This window comes from Enterobacter sp. T2 (assembly GCF_010692925.1).
GTDB classification, from domain to species: domain Bacteria; phylum Pseudomonadota; class Gammaproteobacteria; order Enterobacterales; family Enterobacteriaceae; genus Enterobacter; species Enterobacter kobei.
Genome location: NZ_CP048736.1, coordinates 3,797,355 through 3,821,345, shown reverse-complemented (window position 1 = coordinate 3,821,345; position 23,991 = coordinate 3,797,355). Strand labels below are relative to the sequence as shown.

18 protein-coding genes are annotated in these 23,991 nt (G+C 55.1%); 13 read left to right on the top strand and 5 right to left on the bottom strand.

Translation table 11 applies throughout. The features are described 5' to 3' along the window. Positions 1-336: 336 nt before the first annotated feature. Entirely contained in the window at positions 337-1,701 is a 1,365-nt protein-coding gene (gene ppnN / locus G0034_RS18325; protein ID WP_014885060.1) for a nucleotide 5'-monophosphate nucleosidase PpnN, read from the bottom strand. 115 nt (positions 1,702-1,816) lie between these two features. Then, on the bottom strand, positions 1,817-2,659 hold the full coding sequence (queF, locus tag G0034_RS18320) for an NADPH-dependent 7-cyano-7-deazaguanine reductase QueF (RefSeq protein ID WP_014885059.1): 843 nt from the start codon (positions 2,657-2,659) through the stop codon (positions 1,817-1,819). Positions 2,660-2,728: 69 nt separating this feature from the next. Here queF and syd point away from each other — a divergent pair, with 69 nt between their 5' ends. From syd to G0034_RS18280, 8 genes are all read left to right on the top strand, one after another. Further along, the gene (gene syd, locus G0034_RS18315) at positions 2,729-3,274 is read left to right on the top strand and encodes a SecY-interacting protein (RefSeq protein ID WP_047343432.1); all 546 of its coding nucleotides are present in this window, start codon (positions 2,729-2,731) and stop codon (positions 3,272-3,274) included. Between the two features lie 631 nt (positions 3,275-3,905). Next, entirely contained in the window at positions 3,906-4,235 is a 330-nt protein-coding gene (locus G0034_RS18310; RefSeq protein ID WP_023337705.1) for a YqcC family protein, read from the top strand. After that, positions 4,232-5,008 carry a tRNA pseudouridine(65) synthase TruC gene (truC, locus tag G0034_RS18305; RefSeq protein WP_023331205.1) on the top strand — a complete coding sequence of 259 codons (777 nt, stop codon included), beginning with the start codon at positions 4,232-4,234 and terminating at the stop codon, positions 5,006-5,008. Before G0034_RS18310 ends, truC begins: the two co-directional genes overlap by 4 nt. A 23-nt stretch (positions 5,009-5,031) precedes the next feature. Beyond that, positions 5,032-5,481: a flavodoxin gene (locus tag G0034_RS18300; protein ID WP_023337703.1), complete on the top strand. Its 450-nt coding sequence runs from the start codon at positions 5,032-5,034 to the stop codon at positions 5,479-5,481. Positions 5,482-5,775: 294 nt separating this feature from the next. Next, a complete protein-coding gene (locus G0034_RS18295; RefSeq protein ID WP_014885054.1) occupies positions 5,776-7,131 on the top strand; it encodes an MFS transporter in 1,356 nt (451 codons plus the stop codon). After that, positions 7,131-8,471, top strand: coding sequence for an enolase C-terminal domain-like protein (locus G0034_RS18290; RefSeq protein WP_179121175.1), 1,341 nt, complete (start codon positions 7,131-7,133; stop codon positions 8,469-8,471). Before G0034_RS18295 ends, G0034_RS18290 begins: the two co-directional genes overlap by 1 nt. 15 nt (positions 8,472-8,486) lie before the next feature. Next, the gene (gene gudD / locus G0034_RS18285; protein WP_179121174.1) at positions 8,487-9,824 is read left to right on the top strand and encodes a glucarate dehydratase; all 1,338 of its coding nucleotides are present in this window, start codon (positions 8,487-8,489) and stop codon (positions 9,822-9,824) included. Positions 9,825-9,901: 77 nt separating this feature from the next. Continuing rightward, positions 9,902-11,041, top strand: a complete 1,140-nt coding sequence (locus tag G0034_RS18280) for a glycerate kinase (RefSeq protein ID WP_014885051.1) — start codon at positions 9,902-9,904, stop codon at positions 11,039-11,041. A 97-nt stretch (positions 11,042-11,138) separates the two neighbouring features. On the opposite strand, the gene barA is transcribed toward G0034_RS18280, so the two are convergent. Continuing rightward, positions 11,139-13,898, bottom strand: coding sequence for a two-component sensor histidine kinase BarA (gene barA / locus G0034_RS18275; RefSeq protein WP_179121173.1), 2,760 nt, complete (start codon positions 13,896-13,898; stop codon positions 11,139-11,141). Between the two features lie 57 nt (positions 13,899-13,955). Here barA and rlmD point away from each other — a divergent pair, with 57 nt between their 5' ends. From rlmD to eno, 5 genes are all read left to right on the top strand, one after another. Further along, positions 13,956-15,254, top strand: a complete 1,299-nt coding sequence (gene rlmD, locus G0034_RS18270) for a 23S rRNA (uracil(1939)-C(5))-methyltransferase RlmD (RefSeq protein WP_179121172.1) — start codon at positions 13,956-13,958, stop codon at positions 15,252-15,254. A 51-nt stretch (positions 15,255-15,305) separates the two neighbouring features. Further along, entirely contained in the window at positions 15,306-17,537 is a 2,232-nt protein-coding gene (relA, locus tag G0034_RS18265) for a GTP diphosphokinase (RefSeq protein ID WP_014885048.1), read from the top strand. Positions 17,538-17,603: 66 nt separating this feature from the next. After that, complete coding sequence (gene mazG / locus G0034_RS18260; protein ID WP_014885047.1) at positions 17,604-18,395, top strand: nucleoside triphosphate pyrophosphohydrolase; 792 nt, start codon at positions 17,604-17,606, stop codon at positions 18,393-18,395. A gap of 223 nt (positions 18,396-18,618) precedes the next feature. Beyond that, a complete protein-coding gene (pyrG, locus tag G0034_RS18255) occupies positions 18,619-20,256 on the top strand; it encodes a glutamine hydrolyzing CTP synthase (RefSeq protein WP_014885046.1) in 1,638 nt (545 codons plus the stop codon). An 82-nt stretch (positions 20,257-20,338) separates the two neighbouring features. Beyond that, positions 20,339-21,637: a phosphopyruvate hydratase gene (gene eno / locus G0034_RS18250; RefSeq protein WP_014885045.1), complete on the top strand. Its 1,299-nt coding sequence runs from the start codon at positions 20,339-20,341 to the stop codon at positions 21,635-21,637. Positions 21,638-21,688: 51 nt separating this feature from the next. Here eno and G0034_RS18245 read toward each other — a convergent pair whose 3' ends face one another. Next, positions 21,689-22,798 (bottom strand): SDR family oxidoreductase, encoded by a 1,110-nt coding sequence (locus tag G0034_RS18245; protein ID WP_179121171.1) that lies wholly within the window; start codon positions 22,796-22,798, stop codon positions 21,689-21,691. 358 nt (positions 22,799-23,156) lie between these two features. Continuing rightward, entirely contained in the window at positions 23,157-23,981 is an 825-nt protein-coding gene (locus G0034_RS18240) for a MurR/RpiR family transcriptional regulator (RefSeq protein ID WP_014885043.1), read from the bottom strand. Positions 23,982-23,991: the final 10 nt, after the last annotated feature.

The window sequence follows — 23,991 nt, the reverse complement described above, 5'->3', positions numbered from 1 at the left end:
AATAATCCACTTATGAAGTGGGCATCTTTAGACCATTTATCTGTTAAAAAAACATCAAAGAGAATTTACGCGCGCGCAGGCTATCACCAACGACATGTAAGCTAAAAGGGCGGCCTGCGAGATAGGTGTCTTTTGCTGTAAAGAAATGGCTTTTTAGGATTTTCTGGCGGGTAATTTAGATTAAGGCTGATAATTTGCGGTTGCTAATGCGAGGTAATCGTTTGCGTTTGCGGCGAGTTTGTTAAAGACATAAGTGATATCTATGAATTGATTCGGTAATAAAAAAGCCGGGACGCACAACAGGGCGTCCCGGCTTTAACGACAACAGACCAACCGTTACGTGCAGATTTCGTAGCACGGAATATAGGCTGAGCCCGGCAACTTCATACGGTGTTGGGCCACAAAGCCCTGAAGCATGTCATCCATGCGACGCATCATCTCCCGGTCACCGTGGATCTTGTACGGACCATACTGCTCAATCGCGCGAATGCCCATCTCTTTCACGTTCCCCGCGACAATCCCGGAGAAGGCGCGACGCAGATCGGCAGCCAGCACTTCCACCGGCTGGTCCGGGTAAAGTTTGAGGTTCGCCATATTTTCATGGGTAGGCTCAAACGGGATCTGCAGATCGGGCGCAATACGAATTGACCAGTTGAAGCTGTAAGCATCGCCGGTATCACGACGATTCTCTTTCACCAGCGGCATCGCTTTTTTCATCTGACGCGCCACTTCCGCCGCGTCATCGATGATGATGCGGTAGTGACGACGCGCGGTTTCTCCCAGCGTATGCACGATAAACTCGTCCAGCACGCGGAAGTAGTCTGCGCTCTCTTTTGGCCCGGTCAGGATCAGCGGCAGAACCTGATCTTTGTTGGCCGGGTTCATCAGAATACCCAGCAGATAGAGCAGCTCTTCCGCCGTGCCCACGCCGCCCGGGAAGATGATAATACCGTGCGCGATACGGACAAACGCCTCCAGGCGTTTCTCGATATCCGGCATGATAATCAGCTCGTTCACCAGTGGGTTAGGCGGCTCAGCGGCAATGATTGACGGCTCGGTCATGCCGATAAACCGACCCTCTTTGTAACGCTGCTGCGCATGACCCACCGCGGCACCTTTCATTGGCGCTTCCATTGCCCCTGGACCACAGCCGGTACAGATATTCAGCTCACGCAGGCCAAGCTGCGTTCCTACCCGGCGGGCATAGAGATATTCGGTTTCGTTAATCGAGTGACCGCCCCAGCAGACCACCATGTTCGGGGCTTCGCCAACGTGCAGGGCACGTGCGTTGCGCAGAATAGAGAATACCAGGTTGGTAATATGGACCGAGCTTTCCAGATCGAGATGCTGGAAACGGCCTGCGTTGTGGATCTGCCCGTTAACAAACAGGATGTCACGCAGTACGGCAAACAGGTTGGCCTGAAGGGAACGAATGATACGCCCGTCAACAAAGGCCTCTTCTGGCGGGTTGATCACTTCCAGTTTCACGCCGCGCTCGCGGCGCAGCACGTTGATATCAAAGCTTTCGAAGCGGGACAGCAGTTCTTTACTGTTATCTGTCAGGCTTCCGGAGTTCAGTACGGCAAGTGAACAGTTACGAAACAATTGATACAAATCGCTGCTGGCCGTGCGTTTAAGCATGTCCACTTCCAGCTGCGACAACATATCCATTGAGCCAAGCGGGCTAATATGTGTAATCAAGTGAGCTCCTTATGGGACGATTATCGTCATTCCCTTTGATTACAATAGCCCTGGCGTGTGAGGTTTCACAACACTTCGGGCGGAATACCGCCCGCATATTGTGAAAAAATTTATATTATTGACGTACCAGGCGACCCGTCGCTGGCACAAAATCAGTGTTGGTGCGCCACGGGTTAATGTCCAGCCCACCACGTCGGGTATAGCGCGCGTAAACGCTCAACTTCTCTGGCTGGCAGAAACGCTGGATATCACTAAAAATACGCTCCACGCACTGCTCGTGGAATTCGTTGTGATGGCGGAACGACACCAGATAGCGCAGCAGCTTTTCGCGATCGATTTTCGGGCCGCGATACTGGATCTGTACCGAACCCCAGTCCGGCTGGTGGGTAATCAGACAGTTGGATTTCAGCAGATGGCTGACCAGCGTCTCTTCAACCACTTTGCCGCTCGCCGCGTTTTCGAGGTAATCGGCGCTGAATTCATAATTCTCCACCTCGATATCCTGATCGTCGATGCAGGTTCCGTTGAAGTGGGCGATCGGCTGCCCTTCCAGTTCGTGCAGGCGGTACAGCGAAACGCTGACCTGACCCTGAGCACAGGCGGTTAAATCGCGTTCCAGCGTCTGCTGAACCTCATCCCAGTGATTAAATTTGGTCTGGTTGAAACTGTTGAGATAGAGCTTAAAGCTCTTGGATTCCACCAGATTCTGGCTGGCGTAATCCAGCTCAACGTGTCCGACCGCCACTTGCGGCAGGCCGCGCGCGTTGAGCCAGGAGATTTCATACAGCGTCCAGATATCGCCGCCCACGAACGGCAGCGCGTCCGCGTGCAATCCCAGAGGATCGCGGTTCAGGCTGCGCGGAACACCCTGCAGCAGGCTTGCATCGTAGGTATCGCGGTAATCGGTCGATTTACCCAGCGTTAAGCCGGTTAACGCCTGATGATTTTCGTAAGACATGTTTCATAGCCACTTTACAGGTACACTTATGGGCTGAGTTTATCCTGTCTTACAAGAAGAGAGAAATCGGTGGACATCGAAACTGCAAATGCCCTTACTACCTTCACGACCCGCTATTGCGATGCGTGGCATGAAAAGCATGGAACGTGGCCGCAAAGTGCTGAATTATATGGCGTACCGTCACCGTGCATTATCTCTTCTCAGGATGATTATGTTATCTGGCAGCCGAAGCCGAGTACCGCCGGGCAAAATGTAAATGCGGTTGAACGGGCTATGGACATTGTGGTACAACCAGCGGTTCACGCGTTTTACGTCACGCAATTTGCAGGGGATATGCCCGCTCGCTTGGGTGATTTGACGCTGACGCTGTTGCAGACCTGGAGCGAAGACGATCTGCAGCGTGTTCAGGAAAACCTGATTGGTCATCTGGTCACGCAAAAACGCCTTAAGCTTTCTCCGACGCTCTTTATTGCTACACTCGACAGTGACCTGGATGTGATTTCCGTCTGTAACCTGTCTGGCGAAGTGATTAAAGAGACCATCGGCACCCGCAATCGCGAGACCCTCGCCCCTTCACTTGCGGATTTCCTTACCCGACTTGAGCCTCTTCTGTAATCCATAATGCTACAGCGCGTGTGAGAGATCTCTTACAAGGTTTGTGAGAGATCGCTGGAACATTCAGTATTACCTCATTTAATTAAGATTAATATCACGCTGTTTTTCAATGGATTAGCTGTTTATCGCAGCTTTTATAGGGCTTTCTTACGTCTTACAACGCTCCCCTGGTGGGTTGTAAGACGAAGCGGAATAGCGGATTCTATCTCTGTCGACAGGACGCCGACACGAGAAACGAACATCAGGATGATGGCGTTTCTTACTCAGGACACGTCAGGATGACGCTGCAGGAAGGCTTCAGGATGAAGCAAAGGGATAACGCAGGACGCGTAAGGGACACCTCCAGGAAGGAGAACGAGAGCCGAACAGGACGGTCGGTGGGTCAGGAAGGCCAGGACGTTTCAGGATGAAACAAGCACGTCAGGAAGATGTGTGCAGGATGCGAAAGGTAGACGGATGACCAGCCCTTCGGGCATCAGGAAAAGTTGTCACGGATGAGCAGGGAGCACGAATTGTAGCTGGAATGCTGCGGAACGAACCGGGAGCACTGTTTTTACAGTGCTCCCTTTTTTTATTTCTGCCTCCCGCAATGCTATGCTGCGCGCCGTTCACTTTTTCAGTTGAGGTTACCATGACGCAACACGATAGCATTCGTGCTCAGTTGCACGCCATCGAAGCCCTTTTGCGCCAACATCAGCTGTGGCAAGAGACCGCGCCGCAGCCGGAAGCGTTCGCCAGCACCCAGCCATTTTGTCTGGATACCCTGGCCCCGTTCGAGTGGCTCCAGTGGGTGTTAATTCCGCGCATGCACGCGCTGCTGGAAGGCGGTCATCCGCTGCCGCAGGCGTTTGCGGTCTCTCCCTATTATGAAATGGCCATTGAGGCGACGCACCCTGCGCGCGCGGTCATGCTGGTTGAGCTGGAAAAACTGGATGCCCTGTTTGCCGGTGAAGATGCATGACGCTTGAGATCCTCTATCAGGACGAGTGGCTGGTGGCGGTGAATAAACCGTCTGGCTGGCTGGTGCACCGCAGCTGGCTGGATCGCGACGAGAAAGTGGTCGTGATGCAGACCGTACGCGACCAGATTGGTCAGCATGTTTTTACCGCCCATCGTCTCGACAGACCGACCTCCGGCGTGCTGCTGATGGGGCTTTCCAGCGAGGCGGGACGTCTGCTGTCTCAGCAGTTCGAACAGCACCAGATCCAGAAACGCTACCACGCGATCGTGCGCGGCTGGCTGACGGACGCCGCCACGCTCGACTATCCGCTGGTAGAGGAGCTGGATAAAATCGCCGATAAATTTGCCCGCGATGACAAAGGCCCGCAGCCTGCCGTGACGGATTATCGCGGCATGGCGACCACGGAAATGCCGGTGGCAACCAGCAAATTCCCCACTACGCGCTACAGCCTGGTTGAGCTTTTGCCCAAAACCGGGCGTAAACACCAGCTGCGACGCCATCTTGCGCACCTGCGCCACCCGATTATTGGCGACAGCAAGCACGGCGATCTGCGCCAGAATCGCAGCGCGGCCGAGCATTTTGGCTGTAACCGACTGATGTTACACGCCAGCGAGCTTAGCCTGACCCACCCGTTTACCGGCGAACCGCTGAATATCCGTGCAGGGCTGGACGATGTCTGGATGCAGGCGCTGTCACAGTTTGGCTGGCTGGGGCAACTCCCCGAAAATGAAAGGGTTGAGTTTGTATCTGGCAACGTTCAGGATGAACAGTAAACGCATTCATAGGGAAAAATATCATGGCTGAAGTAGGCATTTTTGTCGGCACTATGTACGGCAACTCACTGCTGGTAGCGGAAGAGGCTGAGGCGATTCTGGCAAGCCAGGGCCATAAAGCCACGGTCTATGAAGACCCGGAACTGGCAGACTGGGAAAAGTACAAAGATAAATACATTCTGGTGGTGACGTCCACTACCGGGCAGGGCGATCTGCCGGACAGCATCGTGCCACTTTTCCAGGGCATTAAAGACCAGCTTGGCTATCAGCCGGACGTTCACTACGGCATCATTGCCCTGGGCGATAGCTCTTACGCAAACTTCTGCGGCGGCGGCAAGCAGTTTGATGCGCTCCTGCAGGAACAGAGCGCCCAGCGCGTCGGCGAGATGCTGCTGATTGATGCCGGTGAGCATCCTGAACCGGAAAGCGAATCGAACCCGTGGGTCGAGCAGTGGGCTACGCTCCTGAAATAGTTTTCCAGGCCGGGTCAGGCGAAGCCGCCACCCGGCAATACACCCCGCACCAAACCTCAATTCCGTGAACCACCTTCCACTTGCCTGGGCTTATGCCATAAACAACCGCTCGCACACCCTTTAATACTGTGTTTTTGCACGGTGAGAGAACGTGTTACTCCTTCATATACTTTTCCGGTCACTTATAAAACGGCTTCAGGCCGTACCAAAACGACAAAACACATCTCATTCTGATTACCCTACCGGTGCTGTACAGAATGAACCAGGCGAAAGCTATGTTTCAGGAGTGCAACAATGAGTACATTAAGCCACGCAGCGAGCAGCGCTGAGAAGCGCACGAATGCCCGCTACTGGATAGTGGTGATGCTGTTTATCGTCACATCCTTTAACTATGGTGACCGCGCCACGCTGTCGATTGCCGGCTCTGAAATGGCAAAAGATATCGGCCTTGATCCGGTGGGCATGGGTTACGTTTTCTCCGCATTCTCATGGGCCTACGTCATCGGGCAAATTCCAGGCGGCTGGCTTCTGGACCGTTTTGGCTCTAAACGTGTCTATTTCTGGTCCATCTTTATCTGGTCTGCATTTACCCTTTTGCAGGGCTTTGTCGATGTTTTCAACGGTTTTGGCATTATCGTCGCGCTCTTTACGCTGCGCTTCCTGGTAGGTCTGGCAGAAGCGCCTTCCTTCCCGGGCAACAGTCGTATTGTCGCGGCCTGGTTCCCGGCGCAGGAGAGGGGAACGGCGGTGGCGATTTTTAACTCCGCCCAATATTTCGCCACGGTGATCTTCGCACCCATTATGGGCTGGCTGACGCACGAAGTGGGCTGGTCGCACGTCTTCTTCTTTATGGGCGGGCTAGGGATCATCATTAGCTTCGTCTGGCTGAAAGTGATCCACGAACCGAATCAGCATCCTGGCGTAAACAAGAAAGAGCTGGAGTACATTGCGGAAGGTGGTGCGCTGATCAACATGGATCAGAAGTCCGGGAAAGTAAAAGTCCCGTTCAGCCAGAAATGGGCGCAGATCAAACAGCTTGTCGGTACGCGGATGATGATCGGCATCTATCTGGGCCAGTACTGTATCAACGCTCTAACCTACTTTTTCATCACCTGGTTCCCGGTGTACCTGGTGCAGGCGCGAGGGATGTCGATCCTGAAAGCGGGATTTGTTGCTTCGATCCCGGCGATCTGCGGCTTTATCGGTGGCGTGCTCGGCGGGGTGATATCCGACTGGCTGATGCGCCGCACCGGATCGCTGAACATCGCGCGTAAAACGCCGATTGTGCTCGGCATGCTGCTCTCCATGACTATGGTGTTCTGCAACTACGTCAGCGCCGAGTGGATGGTTATCGGCTTTATGGCGATGGCCTTCTTCGGCAAAGGCATTGGCGCGCTGGGCTGGGCGGTGATGGCGGATACCGCGCCAAAAGAGATCAGCGGCCTGAGCGGCGGTCTTTTCAACATGTTTGGCAACATTTCCGGGATTGTTACGCCAATCGCGATTGGCTACATCGTTGGTACGACGGGCTCATTCAACGGTGCACTGATCTACGTCGGCGTGCATGCGCTGGTGGCAGTCCTGAGTTACCTGGTGCTGGTGGGGGATATCAAACGTATTGAACTCAAACCCGTAGTGGAGCGTGGCTGATGACAACGCAATCAAGCCCCATCGTGACTGAAATGAACGTTATTCCCGTGGCCGGGCAGGACAGCATGCTGCTCAATATTGGCGGCGCGCACAATGCGTGGTTTACCCGCAATATCGTGGTGTTGACTGATAGCGCAGGAAATACTGGCGTGGGTGAGGCGCCTGGCGGGGAGGTGATCTACCAGACCCTGGTCGATGCAATTCCGCAGGTGGTGGGCCAGGAGGTTGCCCGCCTGAACAAGGTGGTTCAACGGGTGCATAAGGGCAATCAGTCGGCAGATTTTGATACCTTCGGTAAAGGAGCCTGGACGTTTGAGCTGCGCGTAAACGCGGTGGCCGCGCTGGAGGCCGCCCTGCTTGATTTACTGGGTAAGGCGCTGAATGTCCCGGTCTGCGAGCTGCTGGGGCCGGGCAAACAGCGTGATGCCGTCACCGTGCTTGGCTATCTGTTCTACGTGGGCGATCGCACGAAAACCGATCTCCCCTATCTGGCGCAATCACCGGGTAACCACGACTGGTATCAGCTGCGCCACCAGCAAGCCCTTACCCGCGACGCGGTGGTCCGCCTGGCCGAGGCGGCTCAGGATCGCTACGGCTTCAAAGATTTCAAGCTCAAGGGTGGCGTGCTGCCCGGTGAGCAGGAGATTGAAACCGCCCGGGCGTTGAAAAAACGTTTCCCGGAGGCGCGTATCACCGTTGACCCTAACGGCGCCTGGCTGCTGGAGGAAGCCATCAGCCTGTGCAAAGGTCTGGGAGACGTGCTGACCTACGCAGAAGACCCGTGTGGCGCGGAGCAGGGCTTCTCTGGCCGTGAAGTCATGGCCGAATTCCGCCGTGCCACCGGCTTACCGGTCGCCACCAATATGATTGCCACTAACTGGCGCGAAATGGGGCATGCGGTGATGCTGGACGCTGTCGATATTCCGCTGGCGGACCCGCACTTCTGGACGCTCTCCGGCGCGGTGCGTGTGGCGCAGCTGTGCGATGACTGGGGACTGACCTGGGGCTGCCACTCCAACAATCACTTCGACATTTCGCTGGCGATGTTCACCCACGTTGGCGCCGCGGCACCGGGAAATCCGACCGCTATCGACACCCACTGGATTTGGCAGGAAGGCGAAGCCCGCCTGACGAAAAATCCGCTGGAAATCAAAAATGGCAAGATTGCTGTACCCAATGCGCCGGGCCTGGGCGTGGAGCTTGACTGGGATCAGCTTCATAAAGCCCACGAGGCGTATAAAAAACTACCGGGCGGTGCGCGTAATGACGCAGGCCCGATGCAATACCTTATTCCCGGCTGGACATTTGACCGTAAGCGCCCTGTTTTTGGACGTCACTGATAAAAGGATTACACGATGAGTACTTTTACGACCCCTGTCGTCACTTCCATGCAAATCATTCCGGTCGCGGGTCATGACAGCATGCTGATGAACCTGAGCGGGGCACATGCACCGTTCTTTACCCGCAATATTGTCATTATCAAAGACAATGCCGGCCATACCGGTGTGGGTGAAACTCCGGGCGGGGAGAAGATCCGTAAAACGCTGGAGGATGCCATTCCGCTGGTGGTGGGCAAAACGCTGGGTGAGTACAAAAATGTCCTCAACACCGTGCGCAACACCTTTGCCGACCGCGATGCGGGTGGCAGGGGGCTGCAAACCTTCGATCTGCGAACCACCATCCACGTGGTGACCGGGATTGAAGCCGCAATGCTGGATTTGCTGGGCCAGCACCTGGGCGTTAACGTTGCCTCGCTGCTGGGTGAGGGGCAGCAGCGTTCAGAAGTAGAAATGCTTGGCTATCTGTTCTTTGTCGGCAATCGCACACTGACGCCGCTGCCGTACCAAAGCCAGACGAAGGAAGCATGCGACTGGTACCGGCTGCGCCATGAAGAGGCGATGACCCCGGATGCGGTGGTGAGGCTGGCGGAAGCGGCATACGAAAAATATGGCTTCAATGATTTCAAACTGAAAGGCGGCGTGCTGGCGGGTGAAGAAGAGGCAGAGGCCATTTCCGCGCTGGCAAAACGTTTCCCACAGGCGCGCGTGACGCTTGATCCAAACGGTGCATGGTCGCTTGATGAAGCGATCAAAATAGGTAAACAGCTCAAAGGTGTGCTGGCGTATGCCGAGGATCCCTGCGGGGCCGAGCAAGGTTTCTCGGGCCGCGAAGTGATGGCGGAATTCCGTCGCGCCACTGGGCTGCCGACCGCGACCAATATGATTGCCACCGACTGGCGTCAGATGGGGCATACCCTGTCATTACAATCCGTCGATATTCCGCTGGCTGACCCGCACTTCTGGACGATGCAGGGCTCGGTCCGCGTGGCGCAGATGTGCCATGAGTTTGGCCTGACCTGGGGATCGCATTCTAATAACCACTTCGACGTGTCGCTGGCAATGTTCACCCACGTTGCCGCCGCCGCACCGGGCACCATTACCGCTATCGACACCCACTGGATCTGGCAGGAGGGGAATCAGCGCCTGACCAAAGCGCCGTTTGAGATAAAAGGTGGCATGGTGCAGGTGCCTTCAACGCCGGGATTGGGCATTGAGCTCGATATGGACCAGGTGATGAAAGCGCACGAGCTTTATCAGAAACACGGTCTGGGCGCGCGGGACGACGCGATGGCGATGCAGTATCTGATCCCCGACTGGACATTCGACAATAAACGTCCGTGCATGGTACGATAAACGCACTGGGACCGCTCCCATTGGCGGTTCTTTACGTAGTGTATGCTTAACGTAACGACTATGCGTAAGGATGGCTTATGAAAATTGTTATCGCACCGGACTCGTATAAGGAAAGTTTGAGTGCGCTTGAGGTTGCGACAGCGATAGAGCGCGGTTTTCGCGAGATCTTTCCCGAGGCGGTTTACGTCAAACTGCCGGTCGCGGATGGAGGAGAAGGCACCGTTGAGGCGATGATCGCGGCAACGCAGGGGCGAAGGGTACATGTCCCGGTGACCGGTCCCCTCGGCGAGCGGGTGGAAGGATTTTACGGGATTTCGGGTGACGAACAGAGCGCCTTTATTGAAATGGCGGCGGCAAGCGGTCTGGAACTGGTTGCGCCTTCGCAGCGCGATCCCCTGAAAACGACCTCCTGGGGCACTGGTGAACTTATCCGTCACGCGCTGGATGCGGGCGTTAAGCATATCATCATCGGTATCGGCGGCAGCGCCACCAATGACGGCGGGGCCGGGATGATGCAGGCGCTGGGGGCGAAGCTGCTCGACGCCAGTGAACAGCCGCTGGGGCAGGGCGGAGGCGAGCTGGGAAAACTCGCGCGTATCGACCTGAGCGGCCTGGACACGCGTCTGGCCGAGTGCCGGATTGAGGTCGCCTGCGACGTGACCAATCCTCTGGTTGGAAAGGATGGCGCGTCAGCCGTATTTGGCCCGCAAAAGGGAGCCACGCCTGAGATGATCATTACCCTGGACAATGCGCTTGCTCATTATGCGCGGATTATTGCCCGGGATCTGGATATGGATGTGCTAAACCTTGCTGGCGGTGGTGCGGCGGGGGGCATGGGCGCGGCGCTGTACGCTTTTTGCGGCGCACAGTTGCGCCAGGGCATTGAGATTGTAACCGATGCGCTGCACCTGGCCGACCAGGTGGCCGATGCAGATTTGGTTATCACCGGCGAAGGCCGCATCGACAGCCAGACGATCCACGGCAAAGTCCCGGTGGGGGTAGCGAAGGTCGCGAAACGCTTTAACAAACCCGTTATCGGGATTGCGGGCAGTCTGACGGCGGATGTTGGCGTGGTTCACGATCACGGCATTGATGCGGTGTTTAGCGTGATTTACACCATCTGCTCGCTGGAAGATGCGCTGGAAAATGCCAGCGCGAATGTACAGATGACCGCCAGAAATATCGCGGCGGTGCTGAAAGTGGGGCAGGGAATGTAGTTCTCCCGCTCCCCGTGGGAGAGGGTTGGGGTGAGGGCATCAGGCCGCACCCGCAATCGTAGGCCCGGTAAGGCGAAGCCGCCACCGGGCTTTTATCTCAGCTCCCCAATACCTTCATCGCTTCACGCGTCACGTTATCCATTTCATCCAGCAGCTCCAGAAACTCAGGTTCCAGCTCCGATTCTGGCGTACCTGCGCGCAGTTGCTGCTCCAGCAGCTGGCAGAGATTTTTAAGCCGCGGTACGCCGCTATAGCCGCAGCTGCCGTGAAGCTTGTGGATGGCTTCCAGCAGTTCATCCGGGTGTTCCCCCACAAGCTGTTCTTCAACTTTATTACGAATCTCCGGCAGAAACGCGACCAGCATTTGCAGCATCTCGCGGGCTAAATCGGGTTTACCTGCCGCCTGACGCAGCGCAAGCTGCCAGTCAAAGGTTGCGTTTTGATTGACGGCGACCTCAACCGGCTCGCTGGAAACCGTGTAGCTTCCGCCAATATGTCCCGGCTTATAGCGTAACAGCAGGTTATGAAGCTTCTCTTCGTCGATAGGTTTCGCCAGATAATCATTCATCCCGGCGCTCAGTAACTTCTCTTTCTGACCGGCCATCGCATGCGCGGTGACCGCAATCACCGGTGTTTGCTGCTGATGTGGCAGCTGGTGGATCAACTCACAGGCCCGAATGCCATCCATGCCCGGCATCTGAATATCCATCAGAATTAAATCGAACTGCATCTGTTTGGCTTGTTCAACGGCCTGCGTGCCGCTGGTGCACAGCTCCACATGCTGAACCTGATCTTCCAGCAACACGCCAATGAGCTTCAGGTTTGCCGGGTTGTCATCAACTGCCATCACGCTCATCGGCAGTTTTTGCTCATCGTTAATCAGCGGAAGGGCATGCTGGCTAAGACGGCAATACTCCGTGAGGGCGGGCAGCAGGCGGGTGGCGGTGAGGGGTTTAAGCAGACACGCGGCTGCCCCGTCGTTTTTCAACTCTTCCGCGTTTATCTGAGCGTGGCAGGGCAGCGCCAGCAGCAGATAGTCAGTCATCGACGCGGCTTTCGCCAGCCGCTCCTGCTGCATGGTCAGTTCGCCGGTGAACGTCACCGGAATGCCCATCAGCAGAATGTCGTAGTGCTCAACGGCAAGCGCCGAGAAGGTAGGGCTGTAGACTACCTCCAGAGGTGTAGTGCTTAAAATATCCAGCGTGCACTGCGCGGCCGCCGCGTTAGGCTCGACGTAGGCCAGACGCTTACCGTTCAGGCAGCTTGTCACCGGACCGTCGGTCAACGCGTTCGGATTGAGATCCAGGTTAATGTGGAACCAGAAGGTTGAACCGCGGTTTGGCTGGCTGTGGAAAGAGATATCGCCGCCCATCTCGTTTACCAGCCTCTGCGTAATCACCAGCCCCAGACCGGTACCGCCATGACGGCGGGAGATACTGGCATCGGCCTGGCGGAACGCCTGGAACAGACGCGACTGATCGCGCTCGGGAATACCAATCCCGGTATCGCGGATCTGAACCTCAATCTGTACCTTGTTATTACTGAGCGCGCGTTTTTCTACCAGAATGTCGATGTTGCCGCTTTCGGTGAATTTAATGGCGTTGCCAACAAGATTGGTAATGACCTGCTGAAGGCGCAGAGGATCGCCGATGACGTTATCCGGCACGTCGTTTTTGATGTTAAGCGTCAGTTCAAGGCCTTTGTCGTGTGACGAGTGGGCGAGCAGCGTGACCACTTCATCGAGCGTACCGCGCAGCGGGAACGGTATGCTCTCCAGAATAAGCTTGCCCGCCTCCAGCTTGGAGAAGTCCAGCACGTCGTTAATGATCGCCAGCAGGTTGTTGGCCGAACGTTCAATGGTGTGCAGATGATCGCGCTGCGTCGGGTTAAGCTCGCTTTTCAGCGTCAGGCGGGTAAAGCCGATCACCCCATTGAGCGGTGTACGCAGCTCGTGCGACATATTGGCAAGGAATTCAGATTTAATCCGCGCCGCTTCCTGGGCGCGCTTTTTCGCCAGATCCAGCTCAACGTTCTGGATCTCCATCTGCTCCAGCGTTTCGCGCAGGTCAGACGTCGCCTGGTCAACGTTATGCTGCATCTCTTCGTGATAGGCCGCCAGCGACATGGCCATCGAGTTGATGCCGTTTTTCAGCATATCCAGCTCGCCCAGCATAAAACCTTCTACGCGGCTGTCGAGCTGTCCCCGGCGGATGCGGTCAACAGTATTGACCATATTGCGGATGGGGCCCGTTACGTCGCGCATCAGGCGCCAGCCGAAGATCAGTGCAATACCAATACAGAACAGCATCATCACGCCAGAGATAAAAATCTCTTTGTACTGCTGTAGCCGGACTGACTTGAGATCCAGCTCCAGCGCCACATAGCCCAGCATGTTATCGCTGGATTTGGCGTCAGATTGCGCAGACTCGTCGGGGGAATAACTTTCCGACACGATCGGCGTGCGCAGGATCATGATATCGCCGCGCCGCAGTACGGTGAGATGGCGCGGGAAAGGTGTACCGTCCGGGATTTTCAGGGCCGCCGGATCGAGATGAAAATTCGAGGTGACAAACAGGCGGTTATGTTCGTCGTAAACGGAAATGGCGCGTACGATGTCCGAGTGGCGTCGGTGAAGCACGCTGATTAACTGCCCAATGGATTCGCGGTTTTGCAGGTTCATCCCGTACTCGCTTGAGACGGCGAGCGGTTCGATGATGCTGGCGCCTGCATCCTCCAGCTGTCGCTGCAAATCGTTATAGCGGTGCACCACAAAGAAGATACTCAGCAGCAAACCGATGAGAACGGTGGGGGCGAGGATCAAAATCATCATGCGCGCGCGCAGGCTGTAGTTGGTCATGGCGTTCCGTTATGGGACAATTAAGATAATTATGTTTATGTGAGAAAAATCTCGGCGATGGCGCAATTCTACTCTGCAAAACGACGCGTGACGACGCGTCAAATCATTACTGTTGAAGCCACAGACCTTGACCCGTTTGGTCAGGGGGTGGCACATCACAATGGTAAGACTCTGTTTATAACAGGTTTGCTGCCAACAGAACGAGCAGAAATTACGCTGACGGAAGACAAACGCCAGTACGCGCGCGGACAGGTGAAGCGTCGCCTCAACGATAGCCCGGCGCGCGTTGCGCCACGCTGTCCGCATTTTGGCGTTTGCGGAGGCTGCCAGCAACAGCATGCGAGCACAGAATTACAGCAAAAAAGCAAAAGCCGCGCCCTGGCGCGTCTGCTGAAGCACGACGTGAACGAAGTTATTGCCGATGAGCCCTGGGGCTACCGTCGCCGCGCGCGTCTGAGTCTGAGTTATCAGCCCAAAACGGCGCGGCTGGAGATGGGTTTTCGCAAAGCGGCCTCCAGCGATATTGTTGATGTGAAGCAGTGCCCTGTTTTAGTGCCCCATCTTGAAGCATTGCTTCCGCACGTGCGCACTTGCCTCTCAGGACTGGACGGCGTTGGCCATCTTGGGCATGTCGAACTGGTCATGGCCAATAATGGCCCGCTGATGGTGTTGCGCCATACCGCGCCATTATCGAAAAAAGATCGCGAAAAACTGGAACGCTTTTCGCATTCCCACGACCTGGCGCTTTTCCTTGCTCCACAAAGCGAGATACTTGAACAGGTTACCGGTGATGCGCCCTGGTATGCGTCAAACGGGCTACGCTTAACGTTTAGCCCGCGGGATTTCATTCAGGTAAATGATGGCGTAAACCAGCAGATGGTTGAGAAAGCGCTGGCGTGGCTTGATATACAGCCCACCGACCGGGTGCTCGATCTGTTCTGCGGCATGGGCAACTTCACGCTGCCGCTGGCGCGAAAAGCAGCAAGCGTCGTCGGTGTGGAAGGCGTTGAAGCGCTGGTGGCTAAAGGGCAGGAGAACGCACAACAGAACGGCTTGCAAAATGTGACATTCTTTCATCAAAATCTTGAGGAAGATGTGACGCAACAGCCGTGGGCACAGCAGGGATTTGACAAAATCCTGCTCGACCCGGCGCGCGCCGGTGCCCCGGGCGTCATGGCGCATGTGATTAAACTTGCCCCGAAGCGTGTGGTCTATGTTTCCTGTAACCCGGCAACGCTTGCCCGTGACAGTGAGGCATTAATCAGCGCGGGTTACCAAATTCAGCGTCTGGCAATGCTGGACATGTTCCCGCACACTGGGCATCTGGAATCGATGGTGTTGTTCGAGCACATCTAATTTGTTTGGCTTGTCGACTTCGACAGGCCCTGGTCCCTAAAGGAGAGGACAATGGTTGCGGTAAGAAGTGCACATCTCAATAAAGCTGGGGAGTTTGACCCACAAAAATGGATCGCAAGTCTGGGAATTTCCAGCCAGCAGTCGTGTGAACGCTTAACCGAAACCTGGGCCTACTGTCTTCGCACCACACAGGGTCATCCGGATGCCGATCTCCTTTTGTGGCGCGGCGTGGAGATGGTTGAAATCTTATCCATGCTGAACATGGATATTGAAACGCTGCAGGCCGCGTTGCTGTTTCCTCTCGCCGATGCGAACGTCGTGACGGAAGACGTGCTGCGTGAGAGCGTCGGAAAATCCGTCGTCGCGCTGATCCACGGCGTGCGCGATATGGCGGCTATCCGCCAGCTTAAAGCCGCGCACACCGATTCCGTCTCCTCTGAGCAGGTCGATAACGTCCGCCGGATGCTGCTGGCCATGGTGGATGATTTCCGCTGTGTGGTCATCAAACTGGCCGAGCGTATTGCCCACCTGCGTGAGGTGAAGGATGCGCCGGAAGACGAGCGCGTGCTGGCCGCCAAAGAGTGTACAAACATCTATGCGCCGCTGGCGAACCGGCTAGGTATCGGTCAGCTCAAATGGGAGCTGGAAGATTACTGCTTCCGTTATCTGCACCCGGCGGAATATAAGCGCATTGCCAAACTTCTGCATGAACGACGCATTGACCGCGAGCACTATATCGAGGAGTTCGTCGGCGGCTTGCGCCAGGCGATGAAAGAAGAGAACGTGCGCGCCGAAGTCTACGGGCGACCTAAGCACATCTACAGCATCTGGCGCAAAATGCAGAAAAAACACCTCGCCTTTGACGAGCTGTTTGACGTGCGTGCCGTGCGTATCGTGGCGGAACGTCTGCAGGACTGCTACGCCGCGCTGGGGATCGTACACACTCACTTCCGCCATCTGCCGGATGAGTTTGATGACTATGTGGCTAACCCTAAACCTAACGGTTATCAGTCCATTCACACCGTGGTGCTTGGCCCTGGCGGCAAAACGGTCGAAATTCAGATCCGCACCAAACAGATGCACGAAGATGCCGAGCTGGGCGTTGCCGCGCACTGGAAATACAAAGAGGGAACGTCGGGCGGAGCGCGTTCTGGTCACGAGGATCGCATCGCCTGGCTGCGCAAGCTGATTGCGTGGCAGGAAGAGATGGCCGACTCGGGCGAAATGCTCGACGAAGTCCGCAGCCAGGTCTTTGACGACCGGGTCTACGTCTTTACCCCGAAAGGGGATGTGGTCGACCTGCCAGCCGGTTCAACGCCGCTTGATTTTGCCTACCACATCCACAGTGACGTGGGGCACCGCTGTATCGGGGCGAAAATCGGCGGGCGCATCGTCCCGTTCACTTACCAGTTGCAGATGGGCGATCAGATTGAAATCATCACCCAGAAGCAGCCTAACCCGAGCCGGGACTGGCTTAATCCGAACCTGGGGTACGTCACCACCAGCCGCGGGCGCTCGAAAATTCACGCCTGGTTCCGCAAGCAGGATCGTGACAAAAATATCCTTGCCGGTCGTCAGATCCTTGACGACGAACTGGAACATATCGGGATCAGCCTGAAAGAGGCCGAGAAATTCCTGCTGCCGCGCTACAACTTCAACGAGCTTGACGAGCTGTTAGCGGCAATTGGCGGCGGCGATATTCGTCTCAATCAGATGGTTAACTTCCTGCAGGCGCAGTTCAATAAGCCAAGCGCGGAAGAGCAGGACGCGGCGGCGCTGAAGCAGCTGCAGCAGAAAACCTACGCCCCGCAGCAGCGCAGTAAAGACAATGGCCGGGTAGTGGTCGAGGGAGTGGGCAATCTGATGCACCACATTGCCCGCTGCTGTCAGCCAATTCCGGGCGACGACATCGTCGGCTTTATCACCCAGGGGCGCGGGATCTCGATCCACCGTTCCGACTGTGACCAGCTTGCCGAGCTGCAGTCCCATGCGCCGGAGCGCATCGTGGAAGCGGTCTGGGGGGAGAGCTACTCCGCCGGCTACTCGCTGGTGGTGCGTGTTACCGCCAATGACCGCAGCGGCTTGCTGCGCGATATCACCACCATTCTCGCCAACGAGAAGGTCAACGTGCTGGGTGTTGCCAGCCGCAGCGATACCCGCGAGCAGCTTGCCACCATCGATATGACCATCGAAATCTACAACCTGCAGGTGCTGGGTCGCGTGCTCGGCAAACTGAACCAGGTGCCGGATGTGATTGACGCGCGTCGTCTGCACGGCGGGTAAATACACTCTTCTGTAGGCCGGGTAAGGCTTTGCCGCCACCCGGCTTGTTTTTTAATGGAAAACACTATGACTCAAATCGACCGCCTGCTCGGCATCATGAAACGCCTGCGCGATCCGGAAAACGGCTGCCCGTGGGACAAAGAGCAGACTTTCTCCACCATCGCCCCGTACACGCTTGAAGAGACCTACGAGGTGCTGGACGCCATTTCTCGCGAGGATTTTGACGACCTGCGTGGTGAACTCGGCGACCTGCTATTCCAGGTGGTGTTCTACGCCCAGATGGCGCAGGAAGAAGGGCGCTTTAACTTTGATGATATCTGCGCCGCTATCAGTGACAAGCTTGAGCGCCGTCACCCGCATATCTTTGGCGATGCCACCGCAGGCAACAGCGCGGAAGTACTGGCCCGCTGGGAGCAGATAAAAAGCGCCGAGCGTGCTGAAAAATCCCAGCATTCGGCGCTGGACGATATTCCTCTGAGTCTGCCTGCGCTGATGCGCGCGCATAAAATTCAAAAGCGTTGTTCCGCCGTCGGTTTTGACTGGGACTCTCTGGGGCCGGTGCTGGATAAAGTGCATGAAGAGATCGACGAGGTTATGCACGAAGCGCAGCAGGCGGTGGTGGATGAAGCAAAGCTTGAGGAAGAGATGGGCGATCTGTTGTTTGCGACCGTCAACCTTTCGCGCCATTTAGGTGTAAAAGCGGAAACCGCATTGCAAAAAGCCAATCTGAAATTCGAACGTCGTTTTCGTGAAGTGGAGCGGATTGTCGCCTCGCGCGGCCTGGAAATGACCGGAATTGACCTCCAGGCGATGGAAGAAGTCTGGCAGGAAGTAAAACGCCAGGAATCTGATCTCTAACGGAATTTTGCGATCAAGCGCAATTTGTGTGATTTTTTAAATGACAAGCGCTTGATTTGCGTCAAAAACATTTACCCAAAAGGGGCTATTTTCTCACTCCTTATGTTTGTCATGGCCTGGAATGGAGATGGAGAATGAAAGTTTGTGGCGCTCGCCGTGTTCGGGTATACTACTTTCCCGTCCTGGTTATTCCATCGTTTCACCCTAACTTCTCAGGTTCAGCATGACAACGAACTATATTTTTGTGACCGGCGGGGTCGTATCCTCTCTGGGTAAAGGCATTGCCGCAGCCTCCCTCGCAGCCATTCTTGAAGCCCGTGGCCTCAATGTGACCATGATGAAACTGGATCCGTACATCAACGTCGATCCTGGCACCATGAGCCCAACCCAACACGGGGAAGTGTTCGTTACTGAAGACGGCGCTGAAACCGATCTGGATCTTGGCCACTACGAGCGTTTCATTCGTACCAAAATGACCCGTCGTAACAACTTTACGACTGGCCGCATCTACTCCGACGTTCTGCGTAAAGAGCGCCGCGGTGACTACCTGGGCGCGACCGTTCAGGTTATCCCACACATCACTAACGCCATCAAAGAGCGTGTCCTTGCCGGTGGCGAAGGGCATGACGTAGTGCTGGTTGAAATCGGCGGTACCGTAGGGGATATCGAATCCCTGCCGTTCCTCGAAGCGATTCGTCAGCTGGCGGTAGATATTGGTCGTGAGCATGCGCTGTTCATGCACCTGACGCTGGTGCCTTACATGGCGGCTGCAGGTGAAGTGAAAACCAAACCGACTCAGCACTCTGTTAAAGAGCTGCTCTCCATCGGTATTCAGCCTGACATCCTGGTTTGCCGTTCCGATCGCGCTATCCCGGCGAACGAACGTGCGAAAATTGCATTGTTCTGTAACGTGCCTGAAAAAGCCGTTATTTCAATGAAAGATGTCGATTCCATTTATAAAATCCCGGGCCTGTTGAAATCGCAGGGCCTGGACGATTATATTTGTAAACGATTCAGCTTGAACTGTCCGGAAGCTAACCTGTCTGAATGGGAACAGGTTATCTATGAAGAAGCCAATCCGGCGGGCGAAGTGACTATCGGTATGGTCGGCAAGTACATTGAACTGCCGGATGCCTATAAGTCAGTTATCGAAGCGCTGAAACACGGTGGTCTGAAGAACCGCGTCTCCGTGAACATCAAGCTGATTGATTCGCAGGATGTTGAAACGCGTGGCGTGGAAATTCTGAAAGATCTGGATGCGATTCTCATCCCTGGCGGCTTTGGCTACCGCGGTGTTGAAGGCAAGATCGCCACTGCACGCTACGCGCGTGAAAACAATATTCCTTACCTCGGCATCTGCCTGGGTATGCAGGTTGCGCTGATCGAATTTGCGCGCAACGTAGCGGGAATGGAAAACGCGAACTCTACGGAATTTGTGCCAGACTGTAAGTACCCTGTAGTGGCGCTGATTACGGAATGGCGCGACGAAGACGGTAACGTCGAAGTCCGTACCGAGAAGAGCGATCTGGGTGGCACAATGCGTCTTGGCGCACAGGCCTGCCAGCTGTCCGACGATAGCGTGGTTCGCAAGCTGTATGGCGAATCGGTCATCACCGAGCGCCATCGTCACCGCTATGAAGTCAACAACATGCTGTTGAAACAAATTGAAGCTGCGGGCCTGCGCGTTGCGGGCCGCTCCGGGGATGATCAGTTAGTCGAGATCATTGAAGTGCCAAACCATCCATGGTTTGTTGCCTGCCAGTTCCACCCGGAATTTACTTCAACGCCGCGTGACGGGCATCCGCTGTTTGCAGGCTTCGTGAAAGCCGCCAGCGAGTACCAGAAGCGTCAGGCGAAGTAAAAAAAGTTAGAACGGCAACGCGTACCTTTGGTACGCGTTGTTTGTCTGGAGTTTTAGTTTAACTTGTACTGAGGAAAATCTAATGTCCAAAATCGTTAAAGTCATCGGTCGTGAAATCATCGACTCCCGTGGTAACCCGACCGTTGAAGCTGAAGTTCATCTGGAAGGTGGTTTCGTCGGTATGGCAGCTGCTCCATCAGGTGCTTCTACGGGTTCCCGCGAAGCGCTGGAACTGCGCGATGGCGACAAATCCCGTTTCATGGGCAAAGGCGTACTGAAAGCGGTTGGCGCTGTAAACGGTCCTATTGCTCAGGCCATCATTGGCAAAGACGCTAAAGACCAGGCTGGCATCGACAAGATCATGATCGATCTGGACGGTACTGAAAACAAATCTAACTTCGGTGCGAACGCAATCCTGGCGGTTTCCCTGGCGAACGCCAAAGCAGCAGCGGCTGCTAAAGGTATGCCACTGTTCGAGCACATCGCTGAACTGAACGGCACCCCAGGCAAATACTCCATGCCTGTACCAATGATGAACATCATCAACGGTGGTGAGCACGCAGACAACAACGTTGATATTCAGGAATTCATGATTCAGCCAGTTGGCGCGAAATCCCTGAAAGAAGCGGTACGTATGGGTTCTGAAGTGTTCCACAACCTGGCTAAAGTTCTGAAAGCTAAAGGTATGAACACGGCTGTAGGTGACGAAGGTGGCTATGCGCCAAACCTGGGTTCTAACGCAGAAGCTCTGGCTGTTATCGCAGAAGCAGTAAAAGCTGCTGGCTACGAGCTGGGCAAAGACATCACCCTGGCGATGGACTGTGCGGCATCTGAATTCTACAAAGACGGTAAATACGTTCTGGCTGGCGAAGGCAACAAAGCGTTCACCTCCGAAGAGTTCACTCACTTCCTGGAAGACCTGACCAAACAGTACCCAATCGTCTCTATCGAAGACGGTCTGGACGAGTCTGACTGGGATGGTTTCGCATACCAGACCAAAGTACTGGGCGACAAAATCCAGCTGGTTGGTGACGATCTGTTCGTAACCAACACCAAGATCCTGAAAGAAGGCATCGAGAAAGGCATCGTTAACTCCATCCTGATCAAATTCAACCAGATCGGTTCTCTGACCGAAACCCTGGCCGCGATCAAAATGGCGAAAGACGCTGGCTACACCGCTGTCATCTCTCACCGTTCTGGTGAAACTGAAGATGCAACCATTGCTGACCTGGCAGTGGGTACCGCTGCAGGCCAGATCAAAACCGGTTCTATGAGCCGTTCTGACCGTGTTGCTAAATACAACCAGCTGATTCGTATCGAAGAAGCACTGGGCGAAAAAGCACCATACAACGGTCGTAAAGAGATCAAAGGCCAGGCATAATTGCTTAAGCCTTAAATGAAAATGCCAGTCGAAAGACTGGCATTTTTTTGGCTATTTAAAATCGACCGCCATTTGCTCCGGGATGGTCAATCCCCGGGTGGTCTGGACGCAGCGGGCGATATAATCCGTAAAACGCGGGGGTTTCGGCATTCCCATGCTGAGCAGCTTATCGTTGCTGAAGCGCACGTTCAGCGTGGCAAAGGCGCCGTATAAGCGCATCGCTCTCAGCATCAGGCGTTCGTTGCATGGACCAAAAATCGTTTTCAGCTCGCGGCGCATTCTGACCAGCGTTTCGTAGCTGACCTGCGCATACTTATCACCGACGGGCGCTTTCTCCAGCGCCTGCGCCATCGCCTGATCGATGTCTGCAAAGCGAACGCTGTTTTCTTCCCCGGCAGAAATATGCACCACCTCACCCGGACGCGCGTTGCTGCCGAGCAGCATTAACATCGCGTCGGCGCAATAATCCACCGGCACTACGTCGATCCGGTCTTCCATTGAACACATAAACTTTTGCAGCATCAGGCCCATACTAAAGACCCAGAAGATGCTGCTCGACGGCGTGCAGCCGTGACGGGTATGGCCGACGACGATGGAGGGGCGGGCGATAAGCAGCGGCAGGTCCGGGCACGCCTGACGCATCAGCTTTTCAATGGTTGACTTCGAATAAGTGTATTCCACCAGATGTTCAGCATTTTCTCTAAATTCAGCACTTTCCGCGACCAGTGAATCCTGCTCCGGGGTGCATGACATTGCGGTGCCTACGTGCAGGAAACGCTGCAGTCCAGTGACCTGTTCCATGCGGCGTGCCAGCGCAAGGGTACCGTCGACGTTTACCTTCCAGATAAGCGGGTTGTTTCCAAATGAGGCGACAGCCGCGCAGTTAACCACATGCGTGACCTGGTTCAGTCGCGGATCGTTCAGAAAGGCCTCCGGCTGACTGAGGTCGCCAATGATAATATTCTCCACGCTCAGGGAAGCCAGTTTCTCCTCAGAAACGTTGAACTTACGCATGTTCTCCTGCACGCGCTCCAGCCCGCTTTGCGGATCGCCGGCGCGGGCAAGCAAAAGGAGTTTCACGGATTGATCGCTCGTCAGGATTTTTTCAAGTACTGCACCGCCCAGGAAACCGGTCACGCCTGTAATCAATAACATCTTCATTAATACCGTCTCATTATGATTGATGAGGCGGATTGTAGGCGCGCAAAAGTAAACGGCATTTAAATAATAAATCGCCGAAACAGGCAGCGTCTTAAGCTTATTTTAAGGAAAGGAAATCAGGTGGAGATATTGGACATTGCGGAAAGGTGAAAAATTCAATTTATAAATAATTATATTTCAACTTTATGATTTGTATGTATTTTTATGATTCAGGATTAGGGTGGTTACAGCATTGAAAATGTAATAAATAAAATATTTTGTTACACCAAACATTTATCTGGAAAATAAATTAAATTTTGCTTAAGGGAAATTGAGTAACGTAAAAAGCAGGCTAGTTTATGTAGCCTGCGTAATATTTTCAGAGCAGCAAAGGAAGCGTAGCGCTGGCTGTTTGCTGGCTAACATCCGCGTAATGGTTGTCCAGCGCAATAAGAGAGGTGGTCAGCAATTCGACCAGCAGCATGACACCCACCTTTGCATTGAGCGCGCCAGCGCTAAGCGGGCCTTCTGGCTTGGCGGCTACCAGTTGCATATCACTCAGGGAAGCCAGCGGGCTACGTGGCGTGTTGCTGAGCGCCAGAACCTTTACGCCGCGCTTGCGGGCCAGTTTCACCACATGAAGTAAATCCCGCGTAGAACCGGAACTGGAGATAGCCACGACCAGCGTTTCAGCCGAGAGCGTTGCCGCATTCATGGCTGCGCGGTGCATGTCGCTAAATAACTGTGCGGGTTTACCCAGCCTTAATAACTTGTAATGCAGATACTCACCGAGGATTGCGCTGGCCGCGACGCCATAGATCTGCACGGAGTGCGCCTGATGCAGTGCCAGTGCGGCTTTTTCAAGCAGCGCCCGGTCCAGGAGCCTGGCGGTATCCTGCAGAGCCAGGATTGACTCATCCACCACGTTATCAATTTCATCCCCGGCCTCTCGCGCGGGCTGACCCTGCTGAATATCCAGCGCCAGCGCCATTTTGAATTCGTTATAGCCCTTGCAGCCCAGCGTCCGGCAAAGACGCGTCACGCTGGCCTCGCTGGTGTGACTCTCGCGCGCCAGTTCCGTGATCGTCAGGTAGAGCACTCGGGCGGGATCGCTGAGGACAAACTCGCCGAGTTTTTGTTGTGTTGGGCTGTACCCGGAAGCCTCCTGGCGGAGCTTCAGCAGCAGATTTTCATGGTCCGACATGCCAGGTCCT